Origin of the sequence: Streptomyces sp. NPDC127068, from assembly GCF_042724695.1 — a bacterium.
Lineage (GTDB): Bacteria > Actinomycetota > Actinomycetes > Streptomycetales > Streptomycetaceae > Streptomyces.
The window spans coordinates 1-17,586 of the sequence record NZ_JBHXEN010000050.1; the positions used below are offsets into that span (position 1 = coordinate 1).

The following is a 17,586-nucleotide window of genomic DNA, read 5'->3' on the forward strand; positions in this document are numbered from 1 at the left end:
CCGGGCGCCCCGCGCGGCCGGCCGAGCGCGCGGCCGGTGCCGCACCCCCGCGGGCCCGGCGCTCCCCCTCGGCCGCGCGACCCCCGCACCCCGCACAGCCCGCACCGCAGCGGGCCCCCGGCCCCCGTCGCCGCACCGTCTGAGCGGTGCCCGGCGCCGGCCGGCGAGCACACCGTCGCTCCCCGCCGGACTGGGGCGGGCACCCCGTAGACTGTGGGATCGGCCCGTGCCCCGGGTACCCCACCGGGGACCAGGAGACCAGGGCCTCCACCCAGCCTCTCGTACGGGAAGTCGCAACGTGTCGCTCACGATCGGAATCGTCGGTCTGCCCAATGTCGGCAAGTCGACCCTGTTCAACGCCCTGACCAAGAACGACGTGCTCGCGGCCAACTACCCGTTCGCCACGATCGAGCCGAACGTCGGCGTGGTCGGCGTCCCCGACCCCCGGCTCGGGAAGCTCGCGGAGGTCTTCTCCTCGCAGCGACAGCTCCCGGCGACCGTCGACTTCGTCGACATCGCGGGCATCGTCCGGGGCGCCAGCGAGGGCGAGGGCCTGGGCAACAAGTTCCTCGCGAACATCCGCGAGTCCGACGCGATCTGCCAGGTCATCCGGGCGTTCAAGGACGAGAACGTCGTCCACGTCGACGGCAAGGTCTCGCCGAAGTCCGACATCGAGACGATCAACACCGAACTGATCCTCGCCGACCTCCAGACCATCGAGAAGGTCCTGCCCCGCCTCCAGAAGGAGTCGCGGATCAAGAAGGACATCCAGCCGAAGGTCAAGGCCGTCGAGGCCGCGAAGGAGATCCTGGAGTCGGGCCAGACGCTGTTCGCCGCGGGCATCGCCCAGGGCACCGAGGCCGCCGAGCCGCTGCACGACCTCCACCTGCTCACCAGCAAGCCGTTCCTCTACGTCTTCAACGTGGACGAGGACGAGCTGACGGACGAGGCGTTCAAGGACGAGCAGCGCGCCCTGGTGGCGCCCGGCGAGGCGATCTTCCTCAACGCGAAGCTGGAGGCGGACCTCGCGGAGCTGGACGACGAGGAGGCCCTCGAACTGCTCCAGTCCGTCGGACAGGAGGAGCCGGGCCTCGCGACCCTCGCCCGCGTCGGCTTCGACACCCTCGGCCTCCAGACCTACCTGACGGCCGGCCCGAAGGAGGCCCGCGCCTGGACCATCAAGAAGGGCGCGACGGCCCCCGAGGCGGCCGGGGTCATCCACACGGACTTCCAGAAGGGCTTCATCAAGGCGGAGGTCATCTCCTTCGCCGACCTGGTCGAGACCGGCTCGGTCGCCGAGGCCCGCGCGAAGGGCAAGGCCCGCATGGAGGGCAAGGAGTACGTCATGCAGGACGGGGACGTGGTGGAGTTCCGGTTCAACGTGTAGTCGTGCACTTGCTGCATGTGAGCTGTTGAGCCAAACGCACACGTCAGAAGGGGTCGGGCTCTGTCGAGCCCGACCCCTTCGTCGTCCCCGTGCCGGATGGGTGCTGGATGTTCTGACGTGTGGTCAGCGGTGGTCAGGTGTCGTAGACGGTGGACCGGTGCCCCACATGAACGACCCAGACCACCAGTTCCCCGTTGTCGATCGTGTAGACGACGCGGTAGTCGCCAACCCGTAGGCGTCGGCGATCTGGCTGGGACACGAGTGCCGTGGTGTTGTAGCCGAGCGGATCGCTTTCCAGCTCGGTCAGCTTGGCCAGGATGCGCAGTGCCATCTCGCGCGGGATCTTCCGAAGCTCGGCCTGCGCCTCGGGGCGGAAGACGGTTCGGTACTCACTCACTGCGCGCCAGCGTCTCCCTCATGATGTCCTCGATCGGGATGCCGGGTGCCGGGTTGGCCATGCGCTCGTCGATGATCCGGTTGATCTCGCGCTCTTCCCACTCCTGGTACTTGCGCAGCACTTCGATGGAGACCACGGCGGCCACTTCCCTGCCTCGGCGAGTGATCACCGTGGGTACGTCGTCGCGGTCGGCGCGCTCCACGACCTCGGCCAGATGGGCGCGCACGTCACGGATGGACTCTACGGGCAGTGGCTGCGTCATGCGCTCAAGTGTACTGAGTGTCCCATGTGTACACAACGGCTGGAGTGCGCGATGATCCTTTGCTGCGCGCCGGGTGAAGTCGCACCGTGCTGGATGTTCTGACGTGGATGCACGCGTACCCCCTTCCCAGCAGGCCGCCGAGGCCGAACTGGTCCGGGCCGCCGACGCAACGAAGTTGAGTACCGGTCTTCGGAGGCCCCCGCCGTGATGCCGGAGGAGGTCGCGGCCGACCTCTCGAAGGTGGAGGCGCTCATCGAACTCGCGGAGAAGGCCGTCCCGAACATGCCGGGCTACTGAGGTCCCGGTCTCCTGTCGGGCCTTCCCTTCAGGCGCGGCGCGGTGGCGTGAGCTTGTCGAGGTCCAGGTCGACCTCGAAGGGCACCGGGCGTTGGAGGGTGCCCCGGAAGATGCCGGCGGGCGCGTAGGCACCGGTGGGTTCGTCGAGCTCGTAGACGTGGACGACTGGTGCCCCGTCCTCGTCCTCGATGCACCAGTAGTGCGGGATGCCGGCCTCCGCGTACTTGCGGAGCTTTACTGTGCGATCGCGATGGGCGGACTCGGGAGAGACGACTTCCACGACCAGCAGCACTTCGTCCGGTGCGAACCAGGTGCGGTCGCCGTCGAAGTCGGCCATCGTCACCAACAGGTCGGGTTCCGGCCGGTTGCGCGGATCGAGCTTGACGGTCATCTCGCGGCTGACTCTGACGCCGGCGGGTGTCTGCTCCATGAGGGCGACGGTGAGCATGGTGACGAGGTGGCCGTGCCACCACCGCTGGGGGGACATCATGAAGACGAGCGCTCCGTCGATCAGCTCGGTGTGGCGGGGTGCCTCGGGGAGGCGGTCCAAGTCCTCCGCGAACCAGCCTTCCGCGCGCGGCGGGCGCATCCAGTCGGGCAGTGCGGTCATGCGTCCACGGTAGCCGCTCGGCTCGTGCGGGTGGTGCCCTCGCCGGTGCTACGGCTGCCGCGGCGGCGGGCGTTCCGGGGCGTCGGCCAGTTCGGCGATCACCTGGGCGTGGCAGGGCAGCGGTACGCACCAGCAGCCCAGGCGGTGACCGCGCAGCCCGGGCAGGAGGGCGAGGAGGTCGGGGCGGGACAGGAGGTGCTCGCGGTACCGGGTCAGGACCTCCTCGCGGCTCCCGTCCGGACCCGGACGGTACGGGCTGGCCAGGGGCGACCCGGCCAGGTGCCAGCCGCCGCGGTGCATCGCGCGTCCCACGTACACGACGTCGTCGTAGGCGGGGTCCCCGCGGTGGCCCTTCAGGTTCACGACCGTGGTGCGCGTCATGGCTCCATCGTGGCGCCCGGACGCGCCCGCCGCCCGCCCCGCGGCACTCCGCCTCAGCTCAGTACCAGTGCCGTGGCGATGCCCGGGCCGATCGCGCCGCCCAGCTGGTACGTCAGGGTGAACAGTCCGATCGCCGTGGGGCGCAGGGGTTCCGGGGCCGCGCCCGCCGCGTGGACCGAGAGGTTCGCGTTGCCCGCCGTCGCGGTGAAGACGGACGCGCCGGCGACCACCAGCAGTGGCCACGGCGATCGGGCGAGCGCGGCCGTCGTCAGGGCGGTGGCCGTCACGGCGAGCAGGAACGTCCGGATCGCCGTGCGGCTCAGCCGGTGGGCCGCCGCGGCCAGCAGCCAGGACAGCGCCGAGCCGGTGACCAGGGCGACGAGCTGTCCCGTGCCGATCGCCTGGGTGGACCAGCCGGCGCGGTCCGCCATCAGTCGGGGCACCGCGAACAGCAGCACGAAGTACTGGGTGGAGAACACCGCGATCAGCGCGCAGGACAGGGTGAACGTACGGCTGCGCAGCACGCTCAGCGGGACGAAGCCGTCGGGGCGGCGCCGGACGTGCACCGCCAGGAGCACCGCCGAAGCGCCCGCTGCGAGGAGGGCGGGCGCGGGGAGGGCCGGGATCAGGGCCAGCGCCGACGCCAGTACGGCCAACAGCGCGGCGCCCCGGGCGTCGAAGGGGCCTTCGGCGCGGGGCGCGGGGCGGGCGTAGCGTGCCACGGCGGGTACGGCGAGCAGGGTGACGGCGGACACCGCGAGGGCCAGTCGCCAGGACACCGCATCGGACAGTTGGGCGCCGACGAGGGGGCCGGCCGCGCCGAGCGAGCCGAATCCGGCGGTCAGGACGCCCATGCGACGGGTGGTGCCGGCGAGGCTCATCGCCACGGTGACCAGTCCGGCTCCGCCCGCGCCCTGGGCGGCGCGACCCGCCAGCACCAGGGGTAACCAGGGGGCCACCGCGATCAGCAGGGTGCCGCCGGCGAGGAGCGCGGCGCTCAGTCGGAGTGCGGCGCGCAGCCCGCGCCGTCTGAGCAGCCCTGCCACCAGGGGGGTGCCCACCGCCATGGCCACGGCGAAGACGGTGACCAGCCAGGCCGCGGTGGGCACGGTCGCGTCGAAGGCGGCGGCGACGTCGGGGAGCGTGAGGACGACGGTGTTGGCGCCCGCCGCGGTGGGGGTGGCGAGCAGCACCAGCCACAGCACGGGCACCGCGCCCCGGTCGGTCGCTCTCGGGCGGGCCGCTGCCGCGGTGTCGCGTCCGTCCGCGTCCCGTGCGGGACGAGTGGAGTGTTCGGGCATGGGTCCACCCCTCATTAGGTCAAGATTGATAATCTTAACGTTGAGATAAAACCTCGCCCGAGTCGACGGCGTCAAGCCCTTCGTGCTGACATGCTCACGGGCACAGCAGCGACACGTGCATGGCAGGAGCGCGTGCATGGCAGGAACGCGGCACAGCAGTACGGGCAGGGCAGGAACGTGGGCGGAACGCCTGCGTGCGAGGAGGGACGCGGCATGGCGGACTGGGTCGACGGGGTCGTGGGGCAGTGGGAGCGGGAGCGGCCCGATCTCACGGCGGCCTACGGTCCGCTGGAGGTCCTGATGCGCATCCAGCGCCTCAACCGCGTACTGGACCGGGAGCTGAAAGCCTTCTTCGTCGAACACGACCTGGAGGTGGGCGAGTTCGACGTGATGGCGTCGCTGCGTCGCGCGGGGCCGCCCTTCACGCTCACCGCCGGCGCCTTCCTGAAGGTGTCCCTGGTGACCTCCGGCGCCATCACCAACCGGCTCGACCGGATGGAGGCCAAGGGCCTGGTCGAACGGGTCCGGGACGGCTGCGACCGGCGGACCGTCCACATCCGCCTCACCGACCGGGGGCGACGCCTCACCGACCGGGTGCTCGGCGCGCACCTCGACAACTACGCCCGCCTCCTGGAACCGCTGGAGGCGGGCGAGCGGGAGCAGTTGGCCACCGCGCTGCGCAAGCTGCTGGAGGCCCACGGGGACACCACGCCCCCCGAGGGCTGAGCCGTACCGGCTACTCGACCACCACCTCGGTCACCGCCGCGTCCGCCGACCCACCGGTCAGCGTCACCCGCACCCACCGCGCCGCCCCGCCCGGGGCGAACGGCTCCCAGTGCCGTCCGTCCGCGGACAGCTCCGTCCGGTGGGCCTCGGTGGCCCGGACGGTCACCGCACTCACGGGGCGTTCCCGGCCCAGGTCCACGGTGAGGGACGCCCCGGCGACCCCGGGCCGCCACGCGGTGGCCGCATTGCCGTCGACGGCCGCCACCGCGTACGCACCGGGCTCCTCGTCCGTGGCCGTCACGGGACGGCAGCGGGCCAGGTCGGAGGTGGGCGTCAGATCGGGGCGACGGGTCGTCAGGACGGCGGGCGCGTCCCGAGTGACGGTGAGCCGGCCCCGAGGGGAGTCCACGGGCAGCGGGGCGCCGGAGCGCAGGCGCACCGTGGTCTCGCGCGGGCCGATCACCACGTCGTACTCCCGGCCGCGCCAGCGCAGCCCGCGCAGGGTCACCCCGCGGTCCCCGTCGACGAGTTGCGGGGGCAGCGTCGGATCGAGGTGCACGGCGTCCGGGCGCAGGCGCATCCCGGTCAGACCGTGGGTGAACACCTGGAGGAAGCCGCCCTTGCCGGTGAGGAAGTCCTGTGCGGGGGAGCCGGACAGCGGGTCGTCGGCGCCCGCCTTGTCCCCGCGGGCCTCGGAGAACAGGGCGAACGGCCCCCGGAAGAAGGGGCGCGAGGCCCGTTCCAGGAAGGTGTACGCGGCGCAGCCGGGTTCGTCGGTCGTGGCGGCGGCGATCGCGTAGACGGAGTCCGTCATCGCGGGACCGTCGGGGTCGGTGCGGGCCACGTAGTAGTCGAGGGTGGCCGCCGCCGCGCCGCGGGGCATGGGCCACTCCAGCGGGTAGACGAGCAGCACCGTGTCGGCCTGCTTGATCCGCGACCCGGTGTACCCGTCGTACTGGAGGAACACCTTCCGCCGCGCGTCGTACGGGATGCGCAGCCCGTCGGCGATCCGCGTCCAGAGGGCGGGCGCCTCGTCGCCCACCTCGCGGGCGGCGTCCACCGCGTACCGCAGGGCGGTGGCCGCGACGGCGTTGGTGTAGGCGCCGTCGTCGACGCCGTTGCTGTACTCGTCGGGCCCCGCCACCTCGTTGACGGAGTACGTGCCGTCGGGGTTCGCGGTCGTCCGGGAGGCCCAGTACTCGGCGGTGCCGCGCAGCAGCGGCCAGCCGTGCGCTCGCAGCCAGGCGCGGTCCCCGGTCGCGAGGTGGTACTGCCACACGGCGAGTGCGATGTCCCCCTGGAGGTGGTTCTGGGTCAGGCAGTGGGGCGGGTTCCAACTCTGGCACTCGGCCCACAGATCGCCGTCGCGGGCGCTGGTCCACGGGTAGAACAGGCCCTTGACCCAGGTCCGTACGGCGTTGGCGGCGGCGGCCGGGCGGGTGCGGTCGCGGTAGTCGACGACGGGTCGGGCGAGTGCGGGGCGGGTGGCCAACAGCCCGGGGTACATCCAGGTCTCGGCGTCCCAGAAGACCATGCCGGCGTAGTCGTCGCTGCTCAGGCCGGTCGGCGCCACGCTGTTGCGGGCGCCGGGGCGCAGCGCGGTGAGCAGTCCGTACTGGGTCGAGCGCAGCCACCGTTGCACCTGTGCGTCGGCCGGTGTCTCGACGTCCGCGGCCCACAGGGCGCGCCAGGCGGCGGTGTGCGCGGCGAACAGGGCGTCCCAGCCCCGTTCGGCCGCGCGCGCGGAGTGCGCGCGGGCGCTTTCGCGCGGTGAACGGGAGGTGAGTCCGGTGTCCACCCCCACGTACTTGGTGATCTCGTAGGTCCGGCCGGCGCGGACGTCCAGGGTGGTGGACTGGCTCGCGGTGAGGTCCCGGGGCGGGGTGGCGGAGCGCGAGCGCCCGGGTGCGCGGAGGGTGGAGACGAGCGCCCCCTCGGTGGGTTCGCGCCCCTTCGCCCCCGCTGCCTCGCGTGCCTCGTGCTCCTCCGTGCGGAAGGCGACGGCCATCGTGTCCGGGGCGAGGGCGCCCCCGACCGCATCGACGGACGGGGCGATCCGGCGGGCGCCCCGTCCGTCGATGCGGTCGGTGATCCGTGCCGTGCCGTCCCAGTGCGGGGTGATGCGCAGTCGGACGGCTCCGACGTGCGGGGAGGTGCGGTCGGTGAGGACGTCGTACACCAGGTCGGTGCGGCGGCCGTCCGGAGCGGTCCAGGTGAGGGAGGTGCGCAGGAAGCCGCAGCGCAGCGAGAGCGCCTGCCGGTAGTCGGTGGTCCCGGAGGTGGCCGTCCCGTAGGTGTGCTGACCTGCCGTCACCTCCAGTCCCGTCCAGGTGGGGAGGGCGACGACGGCGTCCCGGCCCCCGGTGCTCGCCGGGCCCCGGGCGTAGAGGCCGGAGACGAACGCGCCGTCGTAGCGCGGGGTGTACAGCGGCCAGCCGGTCGCGCCGCCCGGCTCCGCGTAGCCGCTGCCGGCGGGCGGGACGCGGACGCCCAAGTAGCCGTTGCCGAGGTGCGGGTGGTACGCGTCGGTGGGCGCGGGGACCGCGGTGGCGGCGGGCGTCCAGTCGGGGGAGTCGAGGGCGCAGTCCCGCTCCCCGGGGCCCGTACCGGGGCCCGTACCGGGGCCCGCGCCGGGGGTGGCCGGGGTGCCGGCTCCGCTCGCCGCCGGTGCCAGGGGGAGCAGCAGGGCGGCGGCGAGCAGGGTGGTGGCGAGGCGCGGTGTGCTGCGCCGACGGCGGCGCGCGGGGGGCCGGCCAGGAGGCCCGGCAAAGGGTGTGGCGACGGGGGCATCGGTGGAAGCGGTGGTCGGGGTGTCCATCGTCCGACCTTGGCCCGGTTCGTGGACGCGGTCGGGTGTGCGCGCCGGGGTGTCCCACGTTCGGGCGGGGTGCGCCGCAGCGCGGTGGCGCGAAGCCGCGCGCGGTGGCGGGGGGCCGTCGCGGGGGGCGGTGAGGTGCAGTGACGGGGGCGGTCGGGTGCGGGCACGCCGGGCCGTGTGTGGTGTGGGTGCGCAGGCCGGGGGTGGTGTGACGGGTGGGGCACGACGGTGGATGAGTTCACGTCATGAAGGGTGCGTGGCCTCAGTGTTACATCCGCGCACAGCCCTTGTGGATTCCTCTGGGTCGTTCAATCATTCCTCGGGCGACGTGGTTGACATGACCCTGTCGCTTGGCGGGCGTCGCTCCCTACGGACGTCCGTCGACCGCCTCCCGCGTGCACCCCGGGCGGGACGGCACCCGAGCGGTACCGCACGACGCACCACCCCCCACCAGCGCTCCATCGATGAGGAGGAACCCTCGGATGGCACTGCAACGTGATGCCGGGCACCGCACCACGAACCCCGTGCGACGCAGAGTGCTCGGCACCCTGGGAGCCGCCGTCACGGCCGCCCTCGCCCTCGGCGCCGTCACCGCGCTCCCGGCCACGGCCGCGCCCGACCCCAAGGAGGGCCGTATCCTGAACGCCGGTGCTCCCGGCACGATCGACAACAGCTACATCGTGACCCTGCGCAGCAGCGAGGCCCGCGCCGGTTCGGCGGCCGGCAAGGCGCTCGCCAAGGAGTACGGGGCGAAGATCCAGCGCACCTACACCAAGGCCCTCAACGGGTACGCGGTCACGCTCTCCGAGGCGCAGGCGAAGAAGTTCGCCGCCGACCCGGCCGTGGCCAGCGTCGCGCAGAACCGGACCTTCACCACCACCGCCACCCAGGTCAACCCGCCGTCCTGGGGCCTGGACCGGATCGACCAGCGCAACCTGCCGCTGGACAGCAAGTACACGTACCCGGACGGCGCCGGCCAGGGCGTCACCGTGTACGTCGTCGACACCGGGGTGCGCATCTCGCACAGCGACTTCGGCGGGCGGGCGGCCAACGGCTACGACGCCATCGACAACGACAACGTCGCCCAGGACGGCCACGGCCACGGCACGCACGTCGCCGGGACCGTCGCGGGCACCGCCCACGGCGTCGCCAAGAAGGCCAACATCGTCGGTGTGCGGGTCCTCAACAACTCGGGTTCCGGCACCACCGCGCAGGTCGTCGCCGGGATCGACTGGGTGGCCAACAACGCGGTCAAGCCGGCCGTCGCCAACCTGAGCCTCGGCGGGGGTGCGGACGCCACCCTCGACGCCGCCGTCCGCAACGCCATCGCCTCCGGCGTCACCTTCGCCGTCGCGGCGGGCAACTCCAACGCCAACGCCTCGAACTACTCCCCGGCGCGGGTCAGCGAGGCCATCACCGTCGGCTCCACCACGAACACCGACGCCCGCTCCTCGTTCTCCAACTTCGGTTCGGTGCTGGACATCTTCGCGCCGGGCACCTCCATCACCTCCACCTGGAACACCGGCGACTCGGCGACCAACACCATCTCGGGCACCTCGATGGCCAGCCCGCACGTGGCCGGCGCCGCCGCGCTGTACCTCCAGGCGAACCCGACGGCGACCCCCGCGCAGGTGTCCGCCGGGCTGGTCTCCGCCGCCACCAACGGGGTGGTCGGCAACCCGGGCACCGGCTCGCCCAACCGCCTGCTGAACGTGGGCGGCGGCACCACCAACCCGCCGGGCGACCGCTTCGAGAACCTCGACGACCACGCCATCGCCGACAACGCGACGGCCGAGTCGCCGATCACGGTCACCGGCGTCTCCGGCAACGCCCCCGCCGCGCTCGGCGTCGAGGTCGCCATCCAGCACACGTACATCGGTGACCTCCAGGTCCAGCTGATCGCCCCCGACGGCACCGCGTACACCCTGAAGGGCTACGGGGAGGGCGGCTCGACGGACAACATCAACACCACGTACAGCGTGAACGCCTCCGCCGAGACGGCCAACGGCACCTGGAAGCTGCGGGTCAGTGACAACGCGGCCCAGGACGTGGGGAAGATCGACTCCTGGGCGCTCCAGTTCTGACGCCCACCACGCGTGAATCCGGTGTGCTGAGCGGGCCCGCCCGCTGACCGGACACCCACCTCGTCCCCGTGACCCGCGGCCCGCGCCGCGCACGGGGACGAGGCACGTCACCCCGCATACCGACTGCCGCCCCTGCCGCACCGCCGCATACGATGCGTGGGCCATGCACCGCCGTCGCCCCCGGGTGACCGGCCGCCCCGGCCCGAACCCAGGAGCACCGCACCCGTGTCCATACCCCCGCCGCCCGGCCCGGGCACCCCGCAACAGCCTTGGCCGCCGCGCTCCGGGGAGCCGGGCGGCAATCCCTTCGCGCCGCCCGTCGCGGGTGGCCCGCCTGGTCAGCCACAGGGCCCGGTGGGGTACCCCGGCGGCCCCTACGGTCCGCCGGTCGGCGTTCCCGGGGCTCCGGGCGGTCCGGGCGGTCCGGGCGTGCCGGGCCCGCCGTACCCGCAGTGGCCGGGCGGGCCGGGCGGTTGGGGCGGCCCGCCGCCGCGTCCCCCGGTGAGCGGGCTCGCGATCACGGCGCTGGTCTTCGGCATCCTGTGCTTCCTGCCCGCGGTCGGGCTCGTCCTCGGGGTCGTCGCGCTCTCCCGCATGCGCCGCACCGGTGAACGCGGCAAGGGGATGGCCGTGTGGGGGATCGCCCTGTCCTGCTTCGGCCTGCTGCTGCACCTGCTGGTCCTGCTCGGCGGCGGCTGGGACGACGTCCGGGCGGGGGTGCGGGACGCGGCGTACCCCGTCTTCGCGGTGGACAAGGGCGACTGCTTCACCACCCCGGAAGGCGGGCTCGAAGGGGTCACCTACGACGTCGACGAGGTGTCCTGCGCCGAGAAGCACGACGGCGAGGCGTTCGGCAGCTACCGGGTGAGCGGCGCGGACGGCGCCTACCCCGGTGACAAGGCGATCTCCGCCGAGGCCGACGTCAAGTGCTACGACCTGCGCTCCGTCTACGCGATGGACCTGTGGGCGCATCCCCCCGACGTCGACGTGTACTACTTCACGCCCACCCCCGAGAGTTGGAAGCTCGGCGACCGCGAGGTCACCTGCATGTTCGGCAGTTCGGACGGCAAGACCCGGCTCACCGGGTCCCTGCGCAACGACGCCGCCATGCAGACCGGCGACCAACTCGTCTACCTCCAGGCGGCGCGGCACCTGGAGGACGCCCTGGAGGCGATCCCCGAGGCCGCCTACGTCGAGGACGACCTGCCGGGCCACCGGGAGTGGGCCGCCGAGATGTCCGAGGCCCTGGTCGCGCAGACCGACCTGCTCCGTGACCGCAGCTGGCCGCAGCGGAGCGCGCCGGCCGTCGCCGCGCTGGTCAAGGACCTCGAAGCGGCGCGCAAGGAATGGGACCGAGCGGCCCGCGCCACCGACGCGGACACCTTCTACCTCCACTACGACAAGGGCATGGACCTGGTCGAGCCCGCCGGCGCGGTGCCGTCCCGGGAGGCGCTCGGCCTGGGGACGACCCCGCCGCCCCACCTCGTGAGCGATCCCGAGGAACCGGGCGACGGAGGGGCCGAGGGAGACAAGGGAGATCAGGGAGACCAGGGGGGTAAGCGGGACAAGGGGGACGCGGGTCCCGGGGTCGGGGCGGCCGTGTGATCCGCGGCCGAACGGCTCACGGCCGGCGGCTCGCGGCGCTATACCCGGGGAAATGACCTGGGTAAAGGCATGTCATCACTTCGGGTGATTCTCTGGCCCTTGGTTGCACGGCGCCACCCACAGTTGCGAATCTGTTGCTGTGCGTCAACCCGTTGGGAGGGGCCAGTGACATTCGGTGACCAGCCGGCGTATCTGCGGGTCGCGGGCGATCTGCGCAGGAAGATCACCGACGGCTCGTTGCCCCCGCACACCCGCCTCCCCTCGCAGGCCAAGATCCGTGAGGAGTACGGCGTCTCCGACACCGTCGCCCTGGAGGCCCGCAAGGTCCTGATGGCGGAAGGCCTGGTCGAGGGCCGCTCCGGTTCCGGTACGTACGTCCGCGAGCGCTCCGTGCCGCGTCGCATCGCCCGCTCCGGGTACCGCCCCTCCGAGGGCCCCACCCCGTTCAAGCAGGAGCAGGCGGACTGCTCGGTGCGCGGCGCCTGGGAGTCCCGCAGCGAACAGACGGACGCCGACCCGGACGTGGCCGAACGGCTGCGCATCGACGTCGGGGACCGGGTGATGCGCACGCGGTACGTGTACCGGGACGGCTGTGACGCGATGATGCTGTCCACCTCCTGGGAACCGCTCGCCCTGACCGGTCGGACCCCCGTGATGCTGCCCGAGGAAGGGCCGCTGCGGGGTACGGGAGTGGTGCGGCGGATGGCCGCGATCGACGTCGTCGTGGACAACGTCACGGAGGAGGTCGGCGCCCGACCGGGGCTGGCGGACGAACTGCTGGCGCTGGGCGGGGTGCCGGGTCACGTCGTGATCGTCATACGGCGGACGTTCTACGCCTCCGGGCTGCCCGTGGAGACGGCCGACCTGGTCGTTCCCGCCGATCGGTACAGGGTGGCCTACCACCTGCCCGTTCGGTAGCGCCCCGGCCGGGCCCGGTCGTGCCCGGGGTCCGGTCGCGGGAGTGGGTGGAATCTGGCCGTTCTGCCGGGGCGCGGCCCGCGGTGGGGTGCGGGGAGTTGTTCGCTGACGCGTGAGGGGTGGGGGGTTTTGTGCGGACGGGCGGCGCGGTGTTGTGGGAGGGCGGTGGCAGGGAAGCGGCGGCTGCCGGGTGTGCAGGGCGTTCGGCATCCGGCAAGGGGGGCGCGCGGACGGAGCCGTGCCCCCTTGTCCATGGCTTGTTGCCTACCTCTTTGTGCAAAGGCATATCCGGTGCGTGAAGGTCGGGCGTAGGCTCGGGCATATGCAGATTGCGGTTTCCTTGGTGGACACGGCACGGATCGAGCCACGGGGAGAAAGGGGAGGGGCGCGATGACCGAAGGCACGGCCACCTTGCCCTGGCTCGTCATACGGGAGGACGACAACGGCAACCGCTACCGCGTGGGCCGGTACGCCACGCGCGCGGAGGCGGAACGGATCGCCGACAGCCTCGGCGCCCCGGGGCACCACCACCTCTACTGGGTGGAACAGGTCGGCCCGAGCAGCACCCCGTAACCCCGGCGCCCGGTGACCCCGGCGTCCAGCAACCCTGGTGCGTCGTCACCCCGGCACCCCGCCCAGCGTGATGCCGGTACCGATACCTCGGTGGAACGCCCTCCCAGGGCGCGGCCCGTCCGCTGCCCCGTGCGTCGCGGCGCGGCCCGCGCCCGCGGATAGGCTCCGGGGCGTGGAGGAACGAGTGGTGGTCGTCGCGGGGGCCCTGTACGCGGGGGAACGGCTGTTGGCGGCGCGGCGCAGCGCCCCGGCCGAACTGGCGGGGCGGTGGGAGCTACCGGGCGGCAAGGTCGAGCCGGGGGAGCCGCCGACCGACGCCCTCGTCCGTGAACTGCGCGAGGAACTCGGCGTCGAGGTCGGGGAACTGACCCGGGTGCCGGGCGAGTGGCCGCTCAAACCCGGCTACGTGCTCCAGGTGTGGCGGGCGCACCTCCTCGACGGTGAACCCCGCCCGCTCCAGGACCATGACGAGGTCCGCTGGCTGGGCCCGGGCGAGGTCTGGTCCGTCGACTGGCTGGATCAGGACGTTCCTGCCGTACGGGAAGTGCTCCGGTTCGCCGGATTCCCCGCTGACCCCACGTCCGTGCGGGCGTCTTGACGGGATTTTTGCCTTTCCGCTCCGGTGCCCGCCGTCGGGAGCCCGGATCGGTGTCCGATGCAGCGTTCCCTCAGGTCCCAGGGGTGCTGTGGGGTGCGCAGACGGAGCACGAGTCCACCTTTGTGCGCCCTGCACGGGCGCTGTTCGCGCTCCTCGACCTTCTGTGCGCCCCGCACGGGATAGAGGTCGGCGCATATCGGGTATGTGCCCACTAAGCACATGAATCCGGACGCGGTCGCGCGGGTGGCCAGGGAAGTGATGCGGCGTGATCGACACCGACCGGGACCGGGGCGATCCGGGTGACCGGAGTGAAGGCGACCGCGTGGAGTGGACGTTCCCCGCCGACCCGGGAGCCGTGCGGGACGCCCGGGCCAGGGTCCGCGGACAACTCGGCGACTGGGGGCTGGAATCCCTCGGCGATCTGACCGCCCTGCTCGTCAGCGAGCTGGTGACCAACTCCCTGCGGTACGCCTCCGGCCCCATCGGCGTCCGGCTCGTACGGCCCCCGCGCCCGCCCGGCGCCCTCCTGGTGGAGGTCTCCGACCCGCTGCCCCACCCGCTGCCCGAACCGCCCCCCGAGCACCACGCCGACGTCGACGAGGAAGGTGGCCGGGGACTGCGCCTCGTCGCCTCCACATCCAGCCGTTGGGGCATGCGTCCGGGCAGGTCGGGAAAGACGGTGTGGTTCGAGTTGGCCCTGCCTGGTTAGAAGGGAGAGAGGGCGCGGACCGGTCACCACCGGTCCGGAAAGTGTCGGGACCGAGCTGTGATCGTGAACACCGTGTTGCGCGGGGCCGTTGTGCTGGATACTGCGGGCAGCCGCCACCGGTGACCGGTACCGGGTGCGGTGAGCTGGAGGGGACGGTTCGCGTGAGCGAGATACCAGCGCAGGCCACTGTGCCCGGTCATTCGTCGGAGGGTGCGATGGGTGAGACGCGCGGCGACGCGATGTGGCAGGGCACGCCACCCGGGTCCATCTACGACTACCTCAAGGTGGCCTCCTTCTCGATCGGCCCGGACGGGCTGATCGAACAGTGGAGCACCCGCGCCGAACAGCTCTTCGGGGTGCCCGCTTCGGTCGCCGTCGGCAAGGACCCCATCGAGGCGTTCGTCCCGCCGGAACTGCGCGCCCGAGGCCAGCGCACCCTCGCGGAGATCCTCGACGGCCGGGAGTGGACCGGCGCGGTGCCCTTCCGGACACCGCCCGCCGAGGGCTCGGCCGCCCGGCCGCACCCCCGCCCGGGGCGTTACGCGCAGCCCGGCCACGACGGTGTGCGGGGCGTCGCCGCCACCGGGCAGCGCGGCGGGAACCCGGACGCACGGGGGGCCGCACCGGGCCGCGGCGCCCGCTTCACGGGCGACCACGGCGACCCCGGGAGCGTCGGCATCGCCGAGCTCTACGTCATGCCCACCGAGAACGCGAAGGGCGAACGCGCCGCCGTCTGCATCGTCGTCGACGTCCGCGCCCTGCGCCGCATCGAGACCGACATCGCCGCCTCGCAGGCGATTTTCGGCCAATCCCCCTTCGGGTTCGTGTTGTTCGGCGCCGAGCTACGCGTGCAGCACGCCAACCGACAGTTCGCCTCCGTGTTCGGCGGGCGGGCCGAGGACCACCGGGGTCGCACCGTCCACGACTACCTGCCCCGCCAGGAAGCCGACCGGATCTCCGCCGCCCTGCGCCGCGTCCTGGAGACCGGCGAAGCCGTCACGGACATGCAGATCGTCGGACCCGCCCCCGGTTCCAGCGACCGCCGCCACTGGTCCATCAACCTCTACCGGGTGCACAGCGGCAGCGGACGCCCCATCGGGGTCGCCGGACTGGGCACCGACGTCACCCGCCGCCACGCCGCCGCCCGCGAGGCCGCCCAGTCCCGCCGCAACCTGGCCCTCCTCAACGAGGCCGGCGCCCGGATCGGCAACTCCCTCGACATCGAGGCCACCGCACGGGAACTCCTCGACGTCACCGTCCCCGGCTTCTGCGACCTCGCCGCCGTCGACCTCTACCAGGGGCTCCTGGACGGGGACGGCGCCGCCCCCGGACAGTGGAGCGTCCCCGACTCCGGCGGCGGCAGCGGCGACCTGCGCCGGGTCGCCTACGCCAGCGCGGTCGCCGACGCCCCCTTCACCGACGGACGGGCCCCGGTCAAGGTCGGCGCGACCCACCACTTCGACTTCTCCTCCCCGTTCGCCGACGCCCTGCGCACCGGACGCCCCCGCCTCATCGACGGCGTGCCCGGGGGGCTCATCCGCTCCACCCTCGCGGTGCCGATGGTCGCCCACGACACGGTCGTCGGGCTCGTCCAGTTCACCCGTACCAAGGGCAGCGAGCCGTTCAGCGAGCGGGACCGCGCGCTCGCCGGTGAACTCGCCGCCCGCACCGCCGTGTCCATGGACAACGCCCGGCTCTACCGGCGCGAACACCAGCGCGCGCTGATCCTCCAGCGCTCCCTGCTCCCGCCCGACAACCCGGTGGCCGCCGGACTCGACATCGCCTGCCGCTACCTCCCCAGCAACGCCGCCACCGAGGTCGGCGGCGACTGGTTCGACGTCATCGAACTCCCCGGGCACCGCACCGCCCTGGTCGTCGGCGACGTCATGGGCCGCGGTCTGCGCGCCGCCGTCGCCATGGGCGAGCTGCGGACCGCCGTCCGCACCCTGGCCCTGCTCGACCTCGAACCCGCCGAAGTGCTCTCCGCCCTGGACGAGGTCGCCCGCGGCCTCGGCACCCCCGGCGGCGTGCAACAGGCCACCCGGGCCGCCCGCACCTCCCGCGACGCCGACCTCTCCGAGGTCTACCTCGCCACCTGCGTCTACGCCGTCTACGACGCCGTCACCCGCCGGGTCACCTTCGCCAACGCGGGCCACCTGCCGCCGGTCATCCTGGAACCCGGCGAATCCGCCCTGATGCTCGACGTGCCGCCCGGCATGCCGCTCGGCGTCGGCGGCGAACCCTTCGAGGAGGTCGAGGTCGAACTCGCCGAAGGAGCCCTGCTCACCCTGTACACCGACGGCCTCGTCGAGTCCCGCGACCACCCCCTCGACGAGGGGCTGCACGCCCTCGTCGGCGCCCTCACCGCACCGGACCGCCCGCTGGAGGACGTCTGCGACCACGTCCTCGGCGCCCTCGACACCCACCACGGCGAGGACGACATCGCCCTCGTCCTGGCCCGGGTCCAAGGGCTGCCCGCCGAGTCCGTGGGCGACTGGTCGCTGCCCCGCGAACCGCAGAGCGTGGGCCGCGCCCGTGAGTACGCCCGCGCCCAGCTGGAGTCCTGGGACCTCGAAGCGCTGGTCGACACCACCGAACTCCTCGTCAGCGAACTCGTCACCAACGCCCTGCGCTACGGCGAGGGCGAGATCAGACTCCGGCTGCTGCTCGACCGCACCCTCGTCTGCGAGGTCTGGGACGCCGGACTGGTCCAACCCCGGCGCCGCCGCGCCCGCGCCACCGACGAGGGCGGCCGGGGGCTCCAACTCGTCGGCCTGCTCAGCGCCGGCTGGGGATCGCGCAGGACCCACCGGGGCAAGACCGTCTGGTTCGAACTGCCCCTCCCCGACGGCGAGGGCGGCCAGATCGACGTGGCGGAAGCACTGATGAGCATGTTCTGAGCGGCCGGGACGCAGCCGTG

Annotated in this window: 15 protein-coding genes; 9 read left to right on the forward strand and 6 right to left on the reverse strand. The window is 72.9% G+C overall.

Features of this window, described 5'->3' with window-relative positions:
* Positions 1–298 precede the first annotated feature (298 nt).
* Complete coding sequence (ychF, locus tag ACFWIA_RS26940; protein ID WP_387009394.1) at positions 299–1,387, forward strand: redox-regulated ATPase YchF; 1,089 nt, start codon at positions 299–301, stop codon at positions 1,385–1,387.
* A 133-nt stretch (positions 1,388–1,520) separates the two neighbouring features.
* Here the strand turns inward: ychF and ACFWIA_RS26945 are convergent, their stop codons facing one another.
* The 5 genes from ACFWIA_RS26945 to ACFWIA_RS26965 all read right to left on the reverse strand — a co-directional run bounded on the left by ACFWIA_RS26945 (position 1,521) and on the right by ACFWIA_RS26965 (position 4,635).
* Positions 1,521–1,784, reverse strand: a complete 264-nt coding sequence (locus ACFWIA_RS26945; protein ID WP_387009396.1) for a type II toxin-antitoxin system RelE/ParE family toxin — start codon at positions 1,782–1,784, stop codon at positions 1,521–1,523.
* The gene (locus ACFWIA_RS26950) at positions 1,777–2,046 is read right to left on the reverse strand and encodes a type II toxin-antitoxin system Phd/YefM family antitoxin (RefSeq protein WP_387009398.1); all 270 of its coding nucleotides are present in this window, start codon (positions 2,044–2,046) and stop codon (positions 1,777–1,779) included. Before ACFWIA_RS26950 ends, ACFWIA_RS26945 begins: the two co-directional genes overlap by 8 nt.
* Positions 2,047–2,371: 325 nt before the next feature.
* A complete protein-coding gene (locus ACFWIA_RS26955; RefSeq protein WP_387009400.1) occupies positions 2,372–2,953 on the reverse strand; it encodes a Uma2 family endonuclease in 582 nt (193 codons plus the stop codon).
* 48 nt (positions 2,954–3,001) lie between these two features.
* Positions 3,002–3,334, reverse strand: coding sequence for a DUF4326 domain-containing protein (locus ACFWIA_RS26960; RefSeq protein WP_387009402.1), 333 nt, complete (start codon positions 3,332–3,334; stop codon positions 3,002–3,004).
* 53 nt (positions 3,335–3,387) lie between these two features.
* Entirely contained in the window at positions 3,388–4,635 is a 1,248-nt protein-coding gene (locus tag ACFWIA_RS26965) for an MFS transporter (RefSeq protein WP_387009404.1), read from the reverse strand.
* A gap of 213 nt (positions 4,636–4,848) precedes the next feature.
* Between ACFWIA_RS26965 and ACFWIA_RS26970 the strand changes: the two genes are divergently transcribed.
* A complete protein-coding gene (locus tag ACFWIA_RS26970; protein ID WP_387009406.1) occupies positions 4,849–5,361 on the forward strand; it encodes a MarR family winged helix-turn-helix transcriptional regulator in 513 nt (170 codons plus the stop codon).
* Between the two features lie 10 nt (positions 5,362–5,371).
* Here ACFWIA_RS26970 and ACFWIA_RS26975 read toward each other — a convergent pair whose 3' ends face one another.
* On the reverse strand, positions 5,372–8,179 hold the full coding sequence (locus ACFWIA_RS26975; protein WP_387009408.1) for a glycosyl hydrolase family 65 protein: 2,808 nt from the start codon (positions 8,177–8,179) through the stop codon (positions 5,372–5,374).
* Positions 8,180–8,661: 482 nt separating this feature from the next.
* On the opposite strand from ACFWIA_RS26975, the gene ACFWIA_RS26980 reads away from it, so the two are divergent.
* The 7 genes from ACFWIA_RS26980 to ACFWIA_RS27010 all read left to right on the forward strand — a co-directional run bounded on the left by ACFWIA_RS26980 (position 8,662) and on the right by ACFWIA_RS27010 (position 17,566).
* Positions 8,662–10,263: a S8 family serine peptidase gene (locus ACFWIA_RS26980; protein WP_387009409.1), complete on the forward strand. Its 1,602-nt coding sequence runs from the start codon at positions 8,662–8,664 to the stop codon at positions 10,261–10,263.
* Positions 10,264–10,764: 501 nt separating this feature from the next.
* Positions 10,765–11,868: a DUF4190 domain-containing protein gene (locus ACFWIA_RS26985; RefSeq protein WP_387009411.1), complete on the forward strand. Its 1,104-nt coding sequence runs from the start codon at positions 10,765–10,767 to the stop codon at positions 11,866–11,868.
* 165 nt (positions 11,869–12,033) lie between these two features.
* On the forward strand, positions 12,034–12,786 hold the full coding sequence (locus tag ACFWIA_RS26990) for a GntR family transcriptional regulator (RefSeq protein ID WP_387009413.1): 753 nt from the start codon (positions 12,034–12,036) through the stop codon (positions 12,784–12,786).
* Between the two features lie 390 nt (positions 12,787–13,176).
* Complete coding sequence (locus tag ACFWIA_RS26995) at positions 13,177–13,359, forward strand: SPOR domain-containing protein (protein WP_387009415.1); 183 nt, start codon at positions 13,177–13,179, stop codon at positions 13,357–13,359.
* Positions 13,360–13,531: 172 nt separating this feature from the next.
* Positions 13,532–13,957: a (deoxy)nucleoside triphosphate pyrophosphohydrolase gene (locus tag ACFWIA_RS27000; protein WP_387009416.1), complete on the forward strand. Its 426-nt coding sequence runs from the start codon at positions 13,532–13,534 to the stop codon at positions 13,955–13,957.
* Positions 13,958–14,222: 265 nt separating this feature from the next.
* Positions 14,223–14,666: an ATP-binding protein gene (locus ACFWIA_RS27005; RefSeq protein ID WP_385495989.1), complete on the forward strand. Its 444-nt coding sequence runs from the start codon at positions 14,223–14,225 to the stop codon at positions 14,664–14,666.
* A 215-nt stretch (positions 14,667–14,881) separates the two neighbouring features.
* Positions 14,882–17,566, forward strand: a complete 2,685-nt coding sequence (locus tag ACFWIA_RS27010; RefSeq protein ID WP_387009419.1) for a SpoIIE family protein phosphatase — start codon at positions 14,882–14,884, stop codon at positions 17,564–17,566.
* Positions 17,567–17,586: the final 20 nt, after the last annotated feature.